The 16,034-nt window shown below is 71.6% G+C and carries 12 protein-coding genes; 8 read left to right on the top strand and 4 right to left on the bottom strand.

Annotated features, from left to right (window positions below; translation table 11 throughout):
• Position 1 precedes the first annotated feature (1 nt).
• The 5 genes from ACGH52_RS32620 (at position 2) to ACGH52_RS32640 (ending at position 5,478) form a co-directional block, all read left to right on the top strand.
• Positions 2-739, top strand: coding sequence for an EboA domain-containing protein (locus tag ACGH52_RS32620; RefSeq protein WP_076977252.1), 738 nt, complete (start codon positions 2-4; stop codon positions 737-739).
• Positions 739-1,587 (top strand): TatD family hydrolase, encoded by an 849-nt coding sequence (locus ACGH52_RS32625; protein WP_399944563.1) that lies wholly within the window; start codon positions 739-741, stop codon positions 1,585-1,587. The genes ACGH52_RS32620 and ACGH52_RS32625 overlap by 1 nt, the downstream gene beginning before the upstream one ends.
• Positions 1,588-1,590: 3 nt before the next feature.
• Positions 1,591-2,766 (top strand): metabolite traffic protein EboE, encoded by a 1,176-nt coding sequence (eboE, locus tag ACGH52_RS32630; protein WP_076977254.1) that lies wholly within the window; start codon positions 1,591-1,593, stop codon positions 2,764-2,766.
• On the top strand, positions 2,763-4,160 hold the full coding sequence (locus ACGH52_RS32635; protein WP_076977255.1) for a nucleotide pyrophosphatase/phosphodiesterase family protein: 1,398 nt from the start codon (positions 2,763-2,765) through the stop codon (positions 4,158-4,160). The genes eboE and ACGH52_RS32635 overlap by 4 nt, the downstream gene beginning before the upstream one ends.
• A gap of 115 nt (positions 4,161-4,275) precedes the next feature.
• The gene (locus tag ACGH52_RS32640) at positions 4,276-5,478 is read left to right on the top strand and encodes a sugar phosphate isomerase/epimerase (RefSeq protein WP_121700806.1); all 1,203 of its coding nucleotides are present in this window, start codon (positions 4,276-4,278) and stop codon (positions 5,476-5,478) included.
• 78 nt (positions 5,479-5,556) lie between these two features.
• Here ACGH52_RS32640 and ACGH52_RS32645 read toward each other — a convergent pair whose 3' ends face one another.
• From ACGH52_RS32645 to ACGH52_RS32660, 4 genes are all read right to left on the bottom strand, one after another.
• Positions 5,557-6,936, bottom strand: a complete 1,380-nt coding sequence (locus tag ACGH52_RS32645) for an OFA family MFS transporter (RefSeq protein WP_059300166.1) — start codon at positions 6,934-6,936, stop codon at positions 5,557-5,559.
• Between the two features lie 120 nt (positions 6,937-7,056).
• A complete protein-coding gene (locus ACGH52_RS32650) occupies positions 7,057-9,201 on the bottom strand; it encodes an acetate--CoA ligase family protein (RefSeq protein WP_076977361.1) in 2,145 nt (714 codons plus the stop codon).
• A 4-nt stretch (positions 9,202-9,205) separates the two neighbouring features.
• Positions 9,206-10,474, bottom strand: coding sequence for a formyl-CoA transferase (gene frc, locus ACGH52_RS32655; protein WP_399944570.1), 1,269 nt, complete (start codon positions 10,472-10,474; stop codon positions 9,206-9,208).
• A 9-nt stretch (positions 10,475-10,483) separates the two neighbouring features.
• The gene (locus ACGH52_RS32660) at positions 10,484-12,166 is read right to left on the bottom strand and encodes a thiamine pyrophosphate-binding protein (RefSeq protein ID WP_076977362.1); all 1,683 of its coding nucleotides are present in this window, start codon (positions 12,164-12,166) and stop codon (positions 10,484-10,486) included.
• A gap of 143 nt (positions 12,167-12,309) precedes the next feature.
• Between ACGH52_RS32660 and sucC the strand changes: the two genes are divergently transcribed.
• The 3 genes from sucC to ACGH52_RS32675 are packed head-to-tail and all read left to right on the top strand — an operon-like array spanning position 12,310 to position 15,961.
• Complete coding sequence (gene sucC, locus ACGH52_RS32665; protein WP_399944573.1) at positions 12,310-13,452, top strand: ADP-forming succinate--CoA ligase subunit beta; 1,143 nt, start codon at positions 12,310-12,312, stop codon at positions 13,450-13,452.
• Between the two features lie 14 nt (positions 13,453-13,466).
• Positions 13,467-14,402 (top strand): succinate--CoA ligase subunit alpha, encoded by a 936-nt coding sequence (gene sucD, locus ACGH52_RS32670; RefSeq protein ID WP_210977014.1) that lies wholly within the window; start codon positions 13,467-13,469, stop codon positions 14,400-14,402.
• Positions 14,399-15,961 carry an aldehyde dehydrogenase family protein gene (locus ACGH52_RS32675; protein ID WP_399944577.1) on the top strand — a complete coding sequence of 521 codons (1,563 nt, stop codon included), beginning with the start codon at positions 14,399-14,401 and terminating at the stop codon, positions 15,959-15,961. The genes sucD and ACGH52_RS32675 overlap by 4 nt, the downstream gene beginning before the upstream one ends.
• Positions 15,962-16,034 lie beyond the last annotated feature (73 nt).

Below are 16,034 nucleotides of genomic sequence, written 5' to 3' on the forward strand. Positions count from 1 at the left end.
CATGACGCAGCCACACGCCGCCCACGCCACCCCCCGCACCCAGGACGCGGAAGGCACCCCCGGCGGTCAGGACACCCAGGGCACCACCCCCGCCCACGTCCCGCCCGCCGACCTGCGCGCCGCCCTGTCCGCCCAGCTCGACGGAGCCGCCCGCGCCTGGCTGGACCAGGCCCTCGACGAGGCCGCCGCCCACCCCGGCACCCACGGCCCCATCTCGGTGTGGGAACTGCGCCTCGCCGAGGCCGGCCGCCGCTGCGGGCCCGCCCACGCCGACGCCGCCCGCGTCCTCGTCCTGCACGCCGCCCGCGCCGACACCGACGCCCTGACCCGGGTCTACAGCCAGGGCACCGCCGACGAACGCCGCGCCGTCCTGCACGCCCTGCCCCACCTGGTGCCGGGACCGGACGCCCTCCCGCTCGTCGAGGACGCCCTGCGCACCAACGACACCCGGCTGGTCGCCGCCGCCCTCGGTCCGTACGCCGCCCGGCACCTCGACGCCCACCAGTGGCGGCACGCCGTGCTGAAGTGCCTGTTCACCGGCGTCCCCGTGGACAGCGTGGCGGACCTCGCCCGCCGGGCCCGCGGCGACGACGAACTCGCCCGGATGCTCGCCGACTACGCCGCCGAACGCACCGCCGCGGACCGCGCCGTCCCCGAAGACCTGCACCGTGTCCTGGCCCTGACCGAGTCCGGACGCCCCGCGCCCGGCACGGCCGACCCCCACGGCAAGGAGTCCTGATGCGCATCTTCGACCCCCACATCCACATGACCTCCCGGACCACCGACGACTACGAGGCCATGTACGCGGCAGGCGTCCGCGCCCTCGTCGAACCGTCCTTCTGGCTCGGCCAGCCCCGCACCTCTCCCGCCTCCTTCCGGGACTACTTCGACGCCCTGCTCGGCTGGGAACCCTTCCGCGCCGCCCAGTACGGCATCGCCCACCACTGCACGATCGCCCTCAACCCCAAGGAGGCCAACGACCCCCGGTGCCTGCCCGTCCTCGACGAGCTGCCCCGCTATCTCGTCAAGGACCGGGTGGTGGCGGTCGGCGAGATCGGCTACGACTCGATGACGCCCGCCGAGGACACCGCCCTGGCCACCCAGCTCCAGCTCGCCGCCGACCACGGGCTGCCCGCACTCGTCCACACTCCGCACCGCGACAAACTCGCCGGCCTGCGCCGCACCCTGGACGCGGTCCGGGAGTCCGCGCTGCCGACGGAACGGGTCCTGGTCGACCACCTCAACGAGACCACCGTCAAGGAGGCCAAGGACAGCGGCGCCTGGCTCGGCTTCTCCGTCTATCCGGACACCAAGATGGACGAGGCCCGGATGGTCGCCCTGCTGCGCGAGTACGGCCCCGAACAGGTGCTGGTGAACTCCGCCGCCGACTGGGGGAAGAGCGACCCGCTCAAGACCCGCAAGGTCGGCGACCTGATGCTCGCCGAGGGCTTCACCGAGGACGACGTGGACCGGGTGCTGTGGCGCAACCCCGTCGCCTTCTACGGGCTCAGCGGACGGCTGGAACTCGACGTGTCCTCCGCCGAGGCCACGCACGAGGGCAACTCCATCCTGCGCGGCGGGGAGTGAGCCATGCGCTTCAGGCACCCCGACGGCTCCACCGTCCACCTCGCCTACTGCACCAACGTCCACCCCGCCGAGACCCTGGACGGCGTCCTCGCGCAGCTGCGCGACCACTGCGAGCCGGTCCGCAAACGCCTCGGCCGCGACCGCCTCGGCATCGGGCTGTGGCTCGCCCGCGACGCCGCCCACGCCCTGGTCACCGACCCCGCCGCCCTGCGCGGCCTGCGCGGCGAACTCGACCGGCGCGGCCTGGAGGTCGTCACCCTCAACGGCTTCCCCTATGAGGGCTTCGGCGCCGAAGAGGTCAAGTACCGCGTCTACAAGCCGGACTGGGCCGACCCCGAACGCCTCGACCACACCACCTCCCTGGCCCGGCTGCTGGCCGGACTGCTGCCCGACGACGTCACGGACGGCACCATCTCCACCCTGCCGCTCGCCTGGCGCACCGCGTACGACGAGACCCGGGCCGACAAGGCACGCGCCGCCCTCGTCACCCTCGCCGAACGCCTCGACGCGCTCCAGGAACTGACCGGCCGCTCCATCCGCGTCGGCCTGGAACCGGAACCCGGCTGCGTCGTCGAGACCACCCACGACGCCCTCGCCCCGCTGAGCGCGATCGCCCACGACCGCATCGGCGTCTGCGTCGACACCTGCCACCTCGCCACCTCCTTCGAAGACCCGCACACCGCCCTGGACGACCTCACGGCCGCCCGTGTGCCCATCGTCAAGTCCCAGCTGTCCGCCGCACTGCACGCCGAACACCCCGCCGACCCAGCGGTCCGCGAAGCCCTCGCCGCCTTCGCCGAGCCGCGCTTCCTGCACCAGACCCGCACCACCACCCCGTCCGGCGGCCTGCACGGCACCGACGACCTCGACGAGGCCCTCGCGGACGGCGGCCCGCTGCCCGACACCGCGCCCTGGCGCGCCCACTTCCACGTCCCCCTGCACGCGGCCCCCGCCGCGCCCCTCACCTCCACCCTTCCGGTGCTCAAGGCCGCGCTGACCCGGCTCGTCGGCGGCCCGCACCCCCTCACCCGGCACCTGGAGGTCGAGACCTACACCTGGCAGGCCCTCCCGCCCGAGCTGCGGCCCCGCGCCCGCGCCCAGCTCACCGACGGCATCGCCGCCGAGCTGACCCTCGCCCGCGACCTGTTGACGGACCTCGGCCTGAAGGAACTGCCATGACCCGACCCACCAGCTCCGACGGACCGACCCCCCTTCTCGTCCTGGACGTCGTCGGTCTCACCCCCCGTCTCCTCGACCACATGCCGCACCTCAAGCAGCTCGGCCAGTCCGGCTCCCGCGCCCCGCTCGGCACCGTCCTGCCCGCCGTCACCTGCGCCGCCCAGTCCACCTTCCTGACCGGCACCACGCCCTCCGAACACGGCATCGTCGGCAACGGCTGGTACTTCCGGGAACTGGGCGACGTCCTGCTGTGGCGCCAGCACAACGGACTCGTCGCCGGCGACAAACTCTGGGACGCCGCCCGCCGCGCCCACCCCGGCTACACCGTCGCCAACATCTGCTGGTGGTACGCCATGGGCGCCGACACCGACTTCACCGTCACCCCCCGTCCCGTCTACTACGCCGACGGCCGCAAGGAACCCGACTGCTACACCAGGCCCCCGGCCCTGCACGACGAACTCACCGACAAACTCGGCACCTTCCCGCTCTTCCACTTCTGGGGACCCGGCGCGGACCTGGTCTCCAGCCAGTGGATCATCGACGCCACCCGGCACATCATGGCCACCCGGCATCCCGACCTGACCCTCTGCTACCTCCCTCACCTCGACTACGACCTGCAGCGCTTCGGCCCCGACGACCCGCGCTCCCTGAAGGCCGCCGCCGACCTCGACGCGGCGCTGGCCCCGCTGCTCGACGACGCCCGCGCCGAGGGCCGCACCGTCGTCGCGCTGTCCGAGTACGGCATCACCCCCGTCAGCCGGCCCGTGGACATCAACCGCGCCCTGCGCCGCGCCGGACTGCTCGAGGTGCACACCCAGGACGGCATGGAGTACCTCGACCCGATGGCCTCCCGCGCCTTCGCGGTCGCCGACCACCAGGTCGCCCATGTGTACGTCCGGCGCCCCGAGGACCTCGACGCGACCCGTGCCGCCCTGGACGGACTGCCCGGCATCGAGCAACTCCTCGACGACGAGGGCAAGAAGGCCCAGCACCTCGACCATCCACGCGCCGGTGAGCTGGTCGCGCTCGCGGAGCCGGACGCCTGGTTCACGTACTACTACTGGCTCGACGACGACCGCGCGCCCGACTTCGCGCAGCTCGTCGAGATCCACCGCAAACCCGGCTACGACCCGGTCGAGCTGTTCATGGACCCGCTCGACCCCTACGTCAAGGTGAAGGCGGCCGGTGCCCTGGCCCGCAAGAAGCTCGGCATGCGCTACCGCATGGCGGTCGTGCCCCTGGACCCCTCACCTATTCGAGGCAGCCACGGCCGCCTCCCCGCGAGCGACGACGACGGTCCGCTCCTCATCTGCTCCACCCCCCGCGCTGTCGGAGACCGCGTCGCGGCCACCGATGTGAAACAACTCCTGCTCCGGCTGGCCGGACTCGGCTGACGCACCACCCGGTTCGCCCTCCGACATCCGACTACCGAGAGTGAAACACACGGCACTGACAACGGCCCGCCCGAGCCGCATCGGCGCAGGCCACGACCTCAGAAGGCAGGCACCCGTGACCCCGTTCACCGACCCCTCCCGCACCGACGCCGGCCCGGCCGCCGACGCCCCGGACGAGAGCCTGCGCCGCGCCCTCGGCGTGAACCGGCGCCGTTTCCTCAGCACCTGCACCGCCGTGGCGGCCGGAGCCGTGGCGGCCCCCGTCTTCGGGGCCTCCCCAGCCCTCGCCCACGACCGGGACAGAGACCACGACCATGACCACGGTCACGGTCACGGGCAGGCCCTCGTCCCGGAGCACAAGCGGGGCATCATCCTCTACACCGTCCGTGATGCCACCGCCCGCGACCCGCTCGCCTCCGACCTGCCCTCCGGCTTCCGCGAGGTGTTCAAGCAACTGTCCCGCCACGGCTACCGCCAGGTGGAGTTCGCCGGGTACAACCAGCACGCCAACGCCCCGGGTGGCGCCAGCCTGGAATCCGTCCAGGGCGCCCGGCTGCTGCGCTCCTGGCTCGACGACTACGGCCTGCGCGCCCAGGGCAACCACGGCTTCATCCCGTCCTCCTGGCCGCTGACCGCGGCGGACAAGGACACCTTCAAGAAGCACCTGGAGATCGCCAACATCCTCGGCATGGACCACATGGGCACCGGCGGCGACCCCACCGGCAGCTCCTACCGCGCCGACTGGGATGTGGCCGCCGACAAGTGGAACGCCCTCGGCGCGATCGCCCACCGGGAGGGCATCAAGCTCTACACCCACAACCACGACAGCGCCTACGGCTTCCTGCTCGACGGCGGCCCGCTGGACGACCAGGGCCGGCCGACCCGCAGTTCGGGCATCCGGAAGCTGGAGTACTTCCTCAAGGTCACCGACCCGAGGGTCGTCTGGCTGGAGATGGACATCTTCTGGGCGCACGTAGCCCAGTACAAGTTCCGCGAGTACACCGCCCACGACGGCTCCACCCGCAAGAGCGTCTTCGACCCGGCCGGGCTGGTCGCCCGCAACAACCGGCGCTACCCGCTCTTCCACGCCAAGGACGGCGTCGTCAGCACGACCAACGGCATGGGCTACGACATGGTGCCCTTCGGGACGGGCGTCATCGACTACACGACGTTCTTCTCCCGGGTCGGACAGCGGAACTACCACAACCCGATGGTCGAGGACGACAACTCCCCGAGCGCGACCGACCCCGCGCAGTCGCTGCGGGAGGCCAAGATCAGCTACGACGGTCTGGCCGCCCTGCGCAAGCGGCGCCACTGACCGGAGCACGGACCGGGCGGCCCTTCCCGCGTGCTGCGGGAGGGGCCGCCCGGTCCGTGCGGAGGAAGGCTCGCCCGCTCACCCCTCACCGAGCGGGCGGGGGTTGGGAGTGACGCGCTTGCTCTTCGGACGCCCCGGAGGCGTCAGGAACAGCGCCACGAATCCGGCGAAGATCGAGATGCTGCCCGCCAGACTGAAGGCGCCGTTGTAGCCCCAGACGCCGACCACCACGGAACCCATGCCCGCGCCGAGTCCGGAGACCAGCTTCGAGCTGTAGACCATCCCGTAGTTGGTGGCGTTGTTGTTCTCGCCGAAGTAGTCCGCCGTCAGCGCCGCGAACATCGGGAAGATGGCACCGCCGCCGAATCCGGAGATGGCGGAGAAGACCAGGAACAGCGGCAGGTTCTCGATCTCGGCCGACCAGATGATGCCGAACTGGGCGAGACCCAGGATCGCGCACACGTAGAGCAGGCACTGCTTGCGGCCGTAGAGGTCGGAGAGCCAGCCGATGACGCCGCGCCCGGTGCCGTTGACGATCGCCTTCAGCGACATGGCGGCGGCCACGATCCCGGCCGCGAAGCCCGCCTCCTCGCCGATGTCGACCTGGAAGGCGATGCCGAAGATGTTCACGCCGGAGGTGCAGGCGAGACAGAACCACATCAGCGCCACCCGGCCGGTCTTCCAGGCCTCCATCGGGGAGTACTGCTTGACGGCCGGAGGGTTCTTCTCCAGTGAACGCCGGGCCCGCGGGTCGGCCGGCGGGTTCAGCGGGTCGATGGCGGCCGGCCACCAGTTCTTCGGCGGGTCGCGGAAGTAGAAACCGGCGATCGCCACCATCGCCGCGAGGAAGACACCCGCGCAAATGAGCACCCAGCGGAAGTTGGAGGTGTCCATGTAGCCGTGGAAGATGAAGACGAACGGCACCGAGCCGTAGGCGAAACCGCCGTTGACGAAGCCGGTCTTGCCGCCCCTGCGCTCCGGGTACCACTTGCCGACCATGTTGACGCAGGTCGCGTACACCATGCCCGCGCCCATGCCGCTGAACACGCCGAACCCGATGAAGGCGAGCGAGACGTGCGGCGCGAACGCCAGCGACAGGTAGCCCAGCAGCGTGCCGGCCGAACCCAGCATCATCGCCCAGCGCGCCGGGAGTCTGCCGCTCTCCCGCAGCCGTCCCGCCGGGAACGCCACCGCGGCCTGGCAGAACACCCAGGCCGTCATCATCCAGTAGATGCTGCCGCTGGACCAGTGGTGGGCCTCGTGCAGTGTGTCCTCGGCGGACGCGAACGCGTACTCGGCGGAGGAGATGCCCATCATGCCGATCCAGGGCAGGATCACCATCCACTTGCGCTTGCGCCCCATGATGTCGATGTCGGACTCGCCCACGCGGTAGACGCGTCCGTTCCTGTCGGTCACCTCCCGGTAGGCGGCGACCCGTGTGACATCGGTGGTTGTCATGTCGTTTGCACCCCTAGCGTCGAAAGATCTGGCCAGCGCCCCCTGTCCCATGCCTTCCGTGCGCGCGCGGGTCCCGGACCGGCCGACGCGCACCCGTCGGCCGGCCCTCGCCGTCTCACGTCATGAACCGCCCCCCAACACGCCCGCGGCACGGGCCCACCGGTACTTGGCGCCGAGGACGGCCACCGGCTTCTCGGTCGTGTACGGGTACGCCACGACCCCGCGCTCGAAGAGGTACTGGCACGCCTCCTCCACCTCCACGTCGCCCGCGAGGGAGGCCACCACCGGCTTCTCGATGCCGCGTTCGCGGAACTCGGCCACCACGCGCGCGGTGAGTTCGGCGAACACCATCGGCGGCGTGACGATGGTGTGCCAGTAACCGAGGACGAGCGCGTGGATCCGCGGGTCCTCCAGGCCCAGCCGGATCGTCGCCTCGTACGTCGACGGCGGCTCGCCCCCGGTGATGTCCACCGGGTTGCCCGCCGCACCGAACGGCGGGATGAAGGCGCGGAACGCCCTGTCCAGGTCGGGCGGTATCTCCATGAGCGACAGCCCGTTGTCCGTCACCGCGTCGGAGAGCAGCACCCCGCTGCCACCGGCGCCGGTGATGATGACCACGTTGTCGCCCCGGGGAGCGGGCAGCACCGGCAACGCGCGCGCGTACTCCAGCATCTCGTTCAGCCCCGGCGCCCGGATGACGCCGGCCTGCCGCAGGATGTCGTCGTACACGGCGTCGTCCCCGGCGAGCGCCCCGGTGTGCGATCCGGCGGCCTTCGCGCCCGCCGCCGTACGCCCCGCCTTGAGCACCACGACCGGCTTCCTCGGTACGGTGGCCCGCGCGGCCTCGACGAAGGCGCGCCCGTCCTTGAGGTCCTCCAGGTGCATCGCGATGCACTCGGTGTGCGGGTCCTCGCCGAACCAGGTCAGCAGGTCGTCCTCGTCCAGGTCCGACTTGTTGCCCAGGCCCACGATCGCCGACACGCCGGTCTTCGTCGTCCGCGCGAAGCCCAGGATGGCCATCCCGATGCCGCCGGACTGCGAGGTCAGCGCGACGCCGCCCTTGACGTCGTACGGCGTGCAGAACGTGGCGCACAGGTCCTGCCAGGTCGAGTAGTAGCCGTAGATGTTCGGGCCGAGCAGCCGGACGCCGTGCCGTTCGGCGACCGCCACGATCTCGTCCTGGAGCGCCTGCTCACCGGTCTCGGCGAAGCCGGAGGGAATGAGCACGGCGTTGGGGATCCGCTTGCGTCCCACCTCCTCCAGGGCCGCCGCGACGAACCGCGCGGGGATCGCGAAGACCGCCACATCCACCTCACCGGGAACGTCGGTGACGCTCTTGTACGCCTTGCGGCCCAAGATGTCATCGGCCTTGGGGTTCACCGGGTGGATCTCGCCCGCGAAACCGCCGTCGACGAGGTTGCGCATCACCGAGTTGCCGATCTTGCCCGGCTCGCCCGACGCGCCGATCACCGCGACCGAGGAGGGCTGCATCAGGCGGCGCATCGAGGTGAGGATCTCCTCGCGCGTGTACCGGCGCCGCTCCTTCGGCGTGTCGGTCGCGAGGATCACCCGGATGTCGGCGGCGAGGGCACCCTCGGGCGTGGCGATCACGGGGTTGAGGTCCACCTCGGCGATCTCCGGGAAGTCGGCGACCAGTTCGGAGACCCGGCGGATCTGCTCCGCCACGGCCCACCGGTCCACCCCCGCCCGCCCGCGCACCCCGCGCAGCACCTCGGCCGCCCGGATGGAGTCCAGCATGGACAGCGCTTCGTCGGCGTCCACGGGCGCGAGCCGGAAGGTGACGTCCTTCAGCACCTCGACCAGCACCCCGCCGAGCCCGAACGCCACCACCTTCCCGAACGTCGGGTCGGTGACCGCCCCGACGATGACCTCCTGCCCCTCGGGCAGCAGCTCCTGGACCTGTACGCCCTCGATCCGCGCGGAGGCGTCGTACGCGCGCGCGTTGTCGACGATCCGGCAGAACGCCGCCCGCACGTCCGCCGCGCCCTCCACACCGACGACGACACCGCCGGCGTCGGTCTTGTGCAGGATGTCCGGCGAGACGATCTTCATCACGACCGGGCCGCCGAACCGGGCCGCGCACGCCACCGCCTCGTCGACGTCCCGCGCCAGCTCCTCACCCGGTACGGCGATCCCGTAGGCGTCGGCGAGCACCTTGCCCTCGGGCGCGGTGAGCGCGGTGCGTCCCTCGGCCTGTACGGCGTCCAGGAGTTCGCGCACCCGCGCCAGGCGGTCCTCGGCCATCACGTCAGATCACCCCGCTCGACTTGAGCAGCCGCAGTTCCTCGTCGCCGAGGCCCAGCTCGCCGACGTAGACCTCTTCGTTGTGCTCGCCGAGCAGCGGCGAACTGGTCACCTTCACGGGGGAGTCCGACAGCTTGAGCGGGCTGCCCACGGTCACGAACTCGCCCCGCTCGGGGTGCGGCACGGTGACGACCATCTCGTTGGCGACCAGGGAGTCGTCCTCGATGATCTCCTTCGTGGACAGGATCGGCCCGCACGGGATGTTGTGGGCGTTCAGCCGCTCCAGCACCTCCCACTTGGGCAGGGTGGACGACCACTCCTCGATCAGCTGGAACATCTTGTTCAGCTTCGGCAGCCGCGCCAGCGGGGTGGCCCACTCGGGGTCGTCGGCCAGCTCGGGCCGGCCGATCAGCTCACTGAGCGGCTGCCAGCCGACCGGCTGGACGATGACGTACACGTAGTCGTTGGGGCCGCCCGGCGCGCACTTGACCGCCCACCCCGGCTGCCCGCCGCCGGACGCGTTCCCGGACCTGGGAACCTCGTCGCCGAAGTCCTCGTTGGGATATTCGGCGAGTGGACCATGGCTCAGGCGCTGCTGGTCGCGCAGCTTCACCCGGCAGAGGTTGAGCACCGCGTGCTGCATGGCCACGTTCACCCGCTGACCACGTCCGGTGTGCTCCCGCTGGTAGAGCGCGGCGAGGATGCCCGCCACGACGTGGACGCCCGTGCCCGAGTCCCCGATCTGGGCCCCCGTCGCCAGCGGCGGCCCGTCCTCGAAACCGGTGGTGGACATCGATCCGCCCATGGCCTGCGCGACGACCTCGTACGCCTTGAAGGCGGTGTACGGGCCCTCGCCGAACCCCTTGATGGAGGCGTAGACGATCCGTGGATTGATCTCCTTGACGCGGTCCCAGGTGAAGCCCATCCGGTCCACCGCGCCCGGACCGAAGTTCTCGACCAGGACGTCCGAACGCCGGATCAGCTCGGTGAGGATCTCCTTGCCGCGCTCGGTCTTGGTGTTGAGGGTGATGCTCCGCTTGTTGCAGTTGAGCATCGTGAAGTAGAGGGAGTCGACGTCCGGCAGGTCGCGCAGCTGCCCCCGCGTGACGTCGCCGCTCGGCGCCTCCAGCTTCACGACGTCCGCGCCGAGCCAGGCGAGCAGCTGGGTCGCGGACGGACCGGACTGCACGTGCGTCATGTCCAGGACGCGGACGCCCTCAAGTGCCTTCGCAGGCGTTCCGGTCGTTTCTGTCGTGCCTTTCTTGCCAGTCATGGGGGCACCTCACTTGTACATCGTCTGGTTCATGGTTCCGGGGGCGTACGCGTCCGGGTCCACCCAGACGTTGATCAGGGACGGCTTGCCGGACTCGCGGGCCCGGCGCAGCGCGGGGCCGATGTCGGCGGGGTCGCGGACCTCCTCGCCGTGGCCGCCCAGCATCCGGGCGAACCGGTCGTAGGGCACGTCGCCGAGCGTGTTGCCGACCCGCTCGCGCTCCTTGCCGTACTTGGCGGCCTGGCCGTAGCGGATCTGGTTCATGGAGGAGTTGTTGCCGACGATGCCGACGAAGGGGAGGTCGTAGCGGACCAGGGTCTCGAAGTCCCAGCCGGTGAGGGAGAAGGCGCCGTCGCCGAAGAGGGCGACGACCTCCTTGTCGGGCCGCGCCTGCTTGGCGGCCAGCACGAAGGGGACACCGACGCCGAGGGTGCCGAGCGGTCCCGGGTCCATCCAGTGGCCGGGCGACCTGGGCTGCACGACCTGCCCGGAGAAGGTGACGATGTCGCCACCGTCGCCGATGTAGATCGAGTCCTCGGTGAGGAAGTCGTTGATCTCGCTGACCAGCCGGTAGGGGTGGATGGGGGAGGCGTCCGACCTGAGCTGGGGCAGCCGCTTGTCCAGCGCCGTCTGCTCGGCCGCGCGCAGCTCGTCCAGCCACTCCTTGCGCCGGGAGGCGCCGCCGTTGAGCCGACCGGAGGCGGCCTCGGTCACCGACTTCAGGACGAGGCCCGCGTCGCCGACGATGCCGAGGTCGATGTCGCGGTTCTTGCCGACGGTGCGGTAGTCGAGGTCGATCTGCACGACGGTCGCGTGCGGCGAGAGCCGTTTGCCGTAGCCCATCCGGAAGTCGAAGGGTGTGCCGACGATCACGATCACGTCGGCGTTGGAGAAGGCGTAGCGGCGGGAGAGCTGGTAGTGGTGCGGGTCGCCGGGCGCCAGGGTGCCGCGGCCGGCGCCGTTCATGTACGCCGGGACGTTGAGCGTGCGGACCAGTTCGACGGCGGCCTCGGTCGCGCGGGTCGTCCAGACCTGGCTGCCGAGCAGGATGGCGGGCTTCTCGGCGTGCACCAGCAGGTCGGCGAGCTTCTCGACGGCCTCCGGGTCCCCGGCCGACCGGGTGGAGGCGCGGTAGGCCCCGGCCCGCGGCACCCGCGCCTTCTCCGTCGCCACCTTGGCGTCCAGCACATCGCGCGGGATCTCCAGGAAGGACGGTCCCGGCGCGCCGTGGTAGCACTCGCGGAACGCCATCGACACCATGTCGGCGGCGCGGGCGGTGTCCGGCACGGTGGCCGCGAACTTGGTGATCGGCGTCATCATGTCGACGTGCGGCAGGTCCTGGAGGGACCCCATCTTGTGCTGGGTGTGCGCGCCCTGACCGCCGATCAGCAGCATGGGCGACTCGGCGCGGAAGGCGTTGGCGACCCCGGTGACGGCGTCGGTGGTGCCCGGTCCCGCGGTGACCACCGCGCAGCCGGGCTTGCCGGTGAGGCGGGCGTAGCCGTCGGCGGCGTGCGCGGCGACCTGCTCGTGGCGCACGTCGACGACCTCGATGCCCTCGTCGACGCAGCCGTCGTAGATGTCGATGATGTGGCCGCCGCACAGCGTGTAGATGCGGTCGACCCCCTCGGCCTTGAGTGCCTTGGCAACGAGGTGGCCGCCGGAGATGACGTCCTGGGTGTCGTCGGGCATGGCGAAGTCCTGTCCCTTCACGAGGGGTCGGGGCGCTTTCGCAGTACATTGCATACAGTCGACGAATACTGTATGAAGCTTGTTATCCCGCATCCGGTGGGTGGTGTCCAGGGGGCGTGCGGCACTTTCAGTCAGGAGCCGAGATGGACCTGTACGAGCACCAGGCAAGGGAACTCTTCGAGGAACACGGCATCGTGGTGCCGAGGGCCGAGGTCACCGACTCGCCCGAACGGGCCCGGGAGATCGCCCGCGCACTCGGCGGACGTGCCGTCGTCAAGGCGCAGGTGAAGACCGGCGGGCGCGGCAAGGCGGGCGGCGTACGGCTCGCCGCCGACCCGGCCGGGGCCGAGGAAGCGGCACGGCAGATCCTCGGCATGGACATCAAGGGCCACCGGGTCGACGCCGTCATGGTCGCCGAACCCTGCGCCGTCGAGCGGGAGTTCTACGTCTCCTACGTCCTCGACCGCGCGTCCGGGGGGTTCCTCGCCGTCGCCTCCGCGGAAGGCGGCATGGAGATCGAGGAGATCGCCGCCCGGCGGCCCGAGGCCGTGGCCCGCATCCCCGTCGACCCCGCCACGGGCGTGCACACCGCCACCGCGGTGCGCATCGCCGACGCCGCGGGACTGCCCCCGCAGACCGTCGACACCCTGGTACGGCTGTGGAAGGTGCTGGTCCGCGAGGACGCCCTCCTGGTCGAGGTCAACCCGCTGGTCAGGACGGTCGAGGGCCGGATCGTGGCGCTCGACGGCAAGGTCACCCTCGACGACAACGCCCGGTTCCGGCAGCCCCGCCGGCGCGAGGAGCGGCCCGCGTCCGCCGACTCTCTGGAGGCGCGGGCCGGTGCCAAGGGTCTCACCTACGTCAAGCTCGACGGCGAGGTCGGCGTCATCGGCAACGGCGCCGGACTGGTCATGTCGACGCTCGACGTGGTCGCCGGCTGCGGCGCCCGCCCCGCCAACTTCCTCGACATCGGCGGGGGTGCCTCCGCCCGGGTGATGGCCGACGGGCTGTCGGTCGTCCTCTCCGACCCCGACGTGAAGTCCGTCCTCGTCAACGTCTTCGGCGGCATCACCGCCTGCGACGCGGTCGCCGACGGCATCGTCCGGGCCCTGGACGAGGTCCGGCCGACCAAGCCGCTCGTCGTCCGCCTCGACGGCAACAACGCCGCCCGGGGCCGCGCCCTGCTCGACGCACGCGCGCATCCCCTGGTCGAACAGGCCACCACCATGGACGGCGCCGCCCGCCGGGCCGCCCGACTCGCCACCGCGGCGTCCCCCGCCGGATAAGGAGACAGGACGACATGGCGATCTACCTCACCAAGGAGAGCAAGGTCCTCGTCCAGGGCATGACCGGCGCCGAGGGCATGAAGCACACCCGCCGCATGCTGGCCGCGGGCACCGACGTCGTCGGCGGCGTCAACCCGCGCAAGGCGGGCCGCACCGTCGACTTCGACGTTCCCCAGTGCCTGAACGGCCTGGGAGGTGCCCCCATTGCCGTCCCGGTCTTCGGCTCGGTCCGCGAGGGCGTCGAGAGCACGGGCGCCGACGTCACCGTGGTCTTCGTGCCGCCCGCCTTCGCCAGGGCCGCGGTCGTGGAAGCTGCCGACGCCGGAGTCGGCCTCGCGGTCGTCATCACCGAGGGCATCCCGGTCCACGACTCCGTCGCCCTCACCGCCCACGCCCGGGCCAAGGGCACCCGCGTCATCGGCCCCAACTGCCCCGGCCTGATCACCCCCGGCCAGTCCAACGCGGGCATCATCCCGCCCGACATCACCAAGCCCGGCCGCATCGGCCTGGTCTCCAAGTCGGGCACGCTCACCTACCAACTCATGCACGAACTCCGCGACATCGGCTTCTCGACCTGCGTCGGCATCGGCGGCGACCCGGTCGTCGGCACCAGCCACATCGACTGCCTCACCGCCTTCCAGGACGACCCCGACACCGAACTGATCGTCCTCATCGGCGAGATCGGCGGCGACGCGGAAGAACGCGCGGCGGCCCACATCCGCGACCACGTCACCAAGCCCGTCGTCGGCTACATCGCCGGTTTCACCGCGCCCGAGGGCCGCACCATGGGCCACGCCGGTGCCATCGTGTCCGGCTCCTCGGGCACGGCCCGGGCGAAGAAGGAAGCGCTGGAGGCAGCCGGGGTACGGGTCGGGAGCACGCCGACCGAGACGGCACGGCACGTGCTCGCCGTACTCGACGCGGCGGCGCGCGACGGAGCCCGCGCATGACGGCGGCCGGAGCGCAGGGCACCGAAGCCCTCACCCTGAAGTCCGGCACCTCCTGGGCCAACGCCTGGCGGCGCTGCCGCACCGTCGCGCCCGAGGCGTTCCGCGACGACCGCGTCCTCAACCTCTGGGCGGCCGGCTGGCGGGCGGACGGCCGCGTCCTGCCCGCCACCAGCCCCGTCGACGGCACCCCGATCACCGGCCCGCCCCGGATCGACGCCGCGACCGCCCAGCACGCCGTACGCGCCTCGCTCGACCAGCACCGGGCCTGGCGCCACGTCCCCCTGCCCGAGCGCCGCGCCCGCGTCGCGGCCACCCTCGACGCCCTCGCCGAGCACCGCGAACTGCTCGCACTGCTGCTGGTCTGGGAGATCGGCAAACCCTGGCGGTCCGCGCGGGCCGACGTCGACCGCGCCGTCGACGGCGTGCGCTGGTACGTCGACGGCATCGACGAGATGCTCGACGGGCGCGCCCCGCTGGACGGCCCGGTCTCCAACATCGCGAGCTGGAACTACCCGATGAGCGTGCTCGTTCACGCATTGCTGGTCCAAGCACTTTCGGGCAACGCGGTCATCGCCAAGACCCCGACCGACGGCGGCGTCGCCTGCCTGACCCTGGCCTGCGCGCTCGCCGCCCGCGAGGGACTTCCCGTCACCCTCGTCAGCGGCAGCGGCGGCGAGCTGTCCCAGGCGCTGGTGCGCGCGCCCGAGATCGGCTGCGTCTCCTTCGTCGGCGGCCGGGACACGGGCGCCGCCGTCGCCACCGCCGTCGCCGACCTCGGCAAGCGGCACATCCTCGAACAGGAAGGACTCAACACCTGGGGCATCTGGAACTTCACGGACTGGGACGCGCTCACGCGGGTGATCCCGAAGCTCTTCGACTACGGCAAGCAACGCTGCACCGCCTACCCGCGGTTCGTCGTCCAGCGGCAGCTGTTCGACGCGTTCCTCGCGGCGTACCTCCCGGCCGTGCGCACCCTGCGCCTCGGCCACCCGCTCGCCGTCGCCGCACCGGACGACCCGTACCCGGCGCTGGACTTCGGTCCGGTGATCAACGCGGCCAAGGCCAAGGAGCTGCACGACCAGGTCGCCGAGGCCGTCGACCGCGGCGCCGTCCCGCTGCACCGCGCCAGCGCCGACGACGCCCTGTTCCTGCCCGGCCAGGACACCTCGGCCTACGTCCAGCCGGTCACCCTGCTCAACCCGCCCCGGTCCTCGCCACTGCACCACGCCGAACCCTTCGGCCCGGTCGACACCATCGTCCTGGTCGACACCGAGGCCGAGCTGCTCGCCGCGATGAACGCCTCCAACGGCGCGCTGGTCGCCACCCTGTCCACGGACGACCCGGTGACGTACGACCGGCTCGCGCCGCAGATCCGCGCGTTCAAGGTCGGCCACGGCGTACCGCGCTCCCGCGGGGACCGCGACGAGCTGTTCGGCGGGCACGGGGCGTCCTGGCGCGGCGCCTTCGTGGGCGGTGAGCTGCTGGTGCGTGCCGTGACGCGCGGCCCGGCGGGGGAGCGGCTGCCGGGAAACTTCCCGGACCACCACCTCATGCCGTAGACGGAGCCGAGGCGGCGAACCGGCCCGGTGGGCGAACCGGCCCGGCGGGCGCGCCCGCCCGGTGGGCGTCCCG

The organism is Streptomyces sp. BBFR25 (genome assembly GCF_044590125.1).
Taxonomy (GTDB): domain Bacteria; phylum Actinomycetota; class Actinomycetes; order Streptomycetales; family Streptomycetaceae; genus Streptomyces; species Streptomyces canus_D.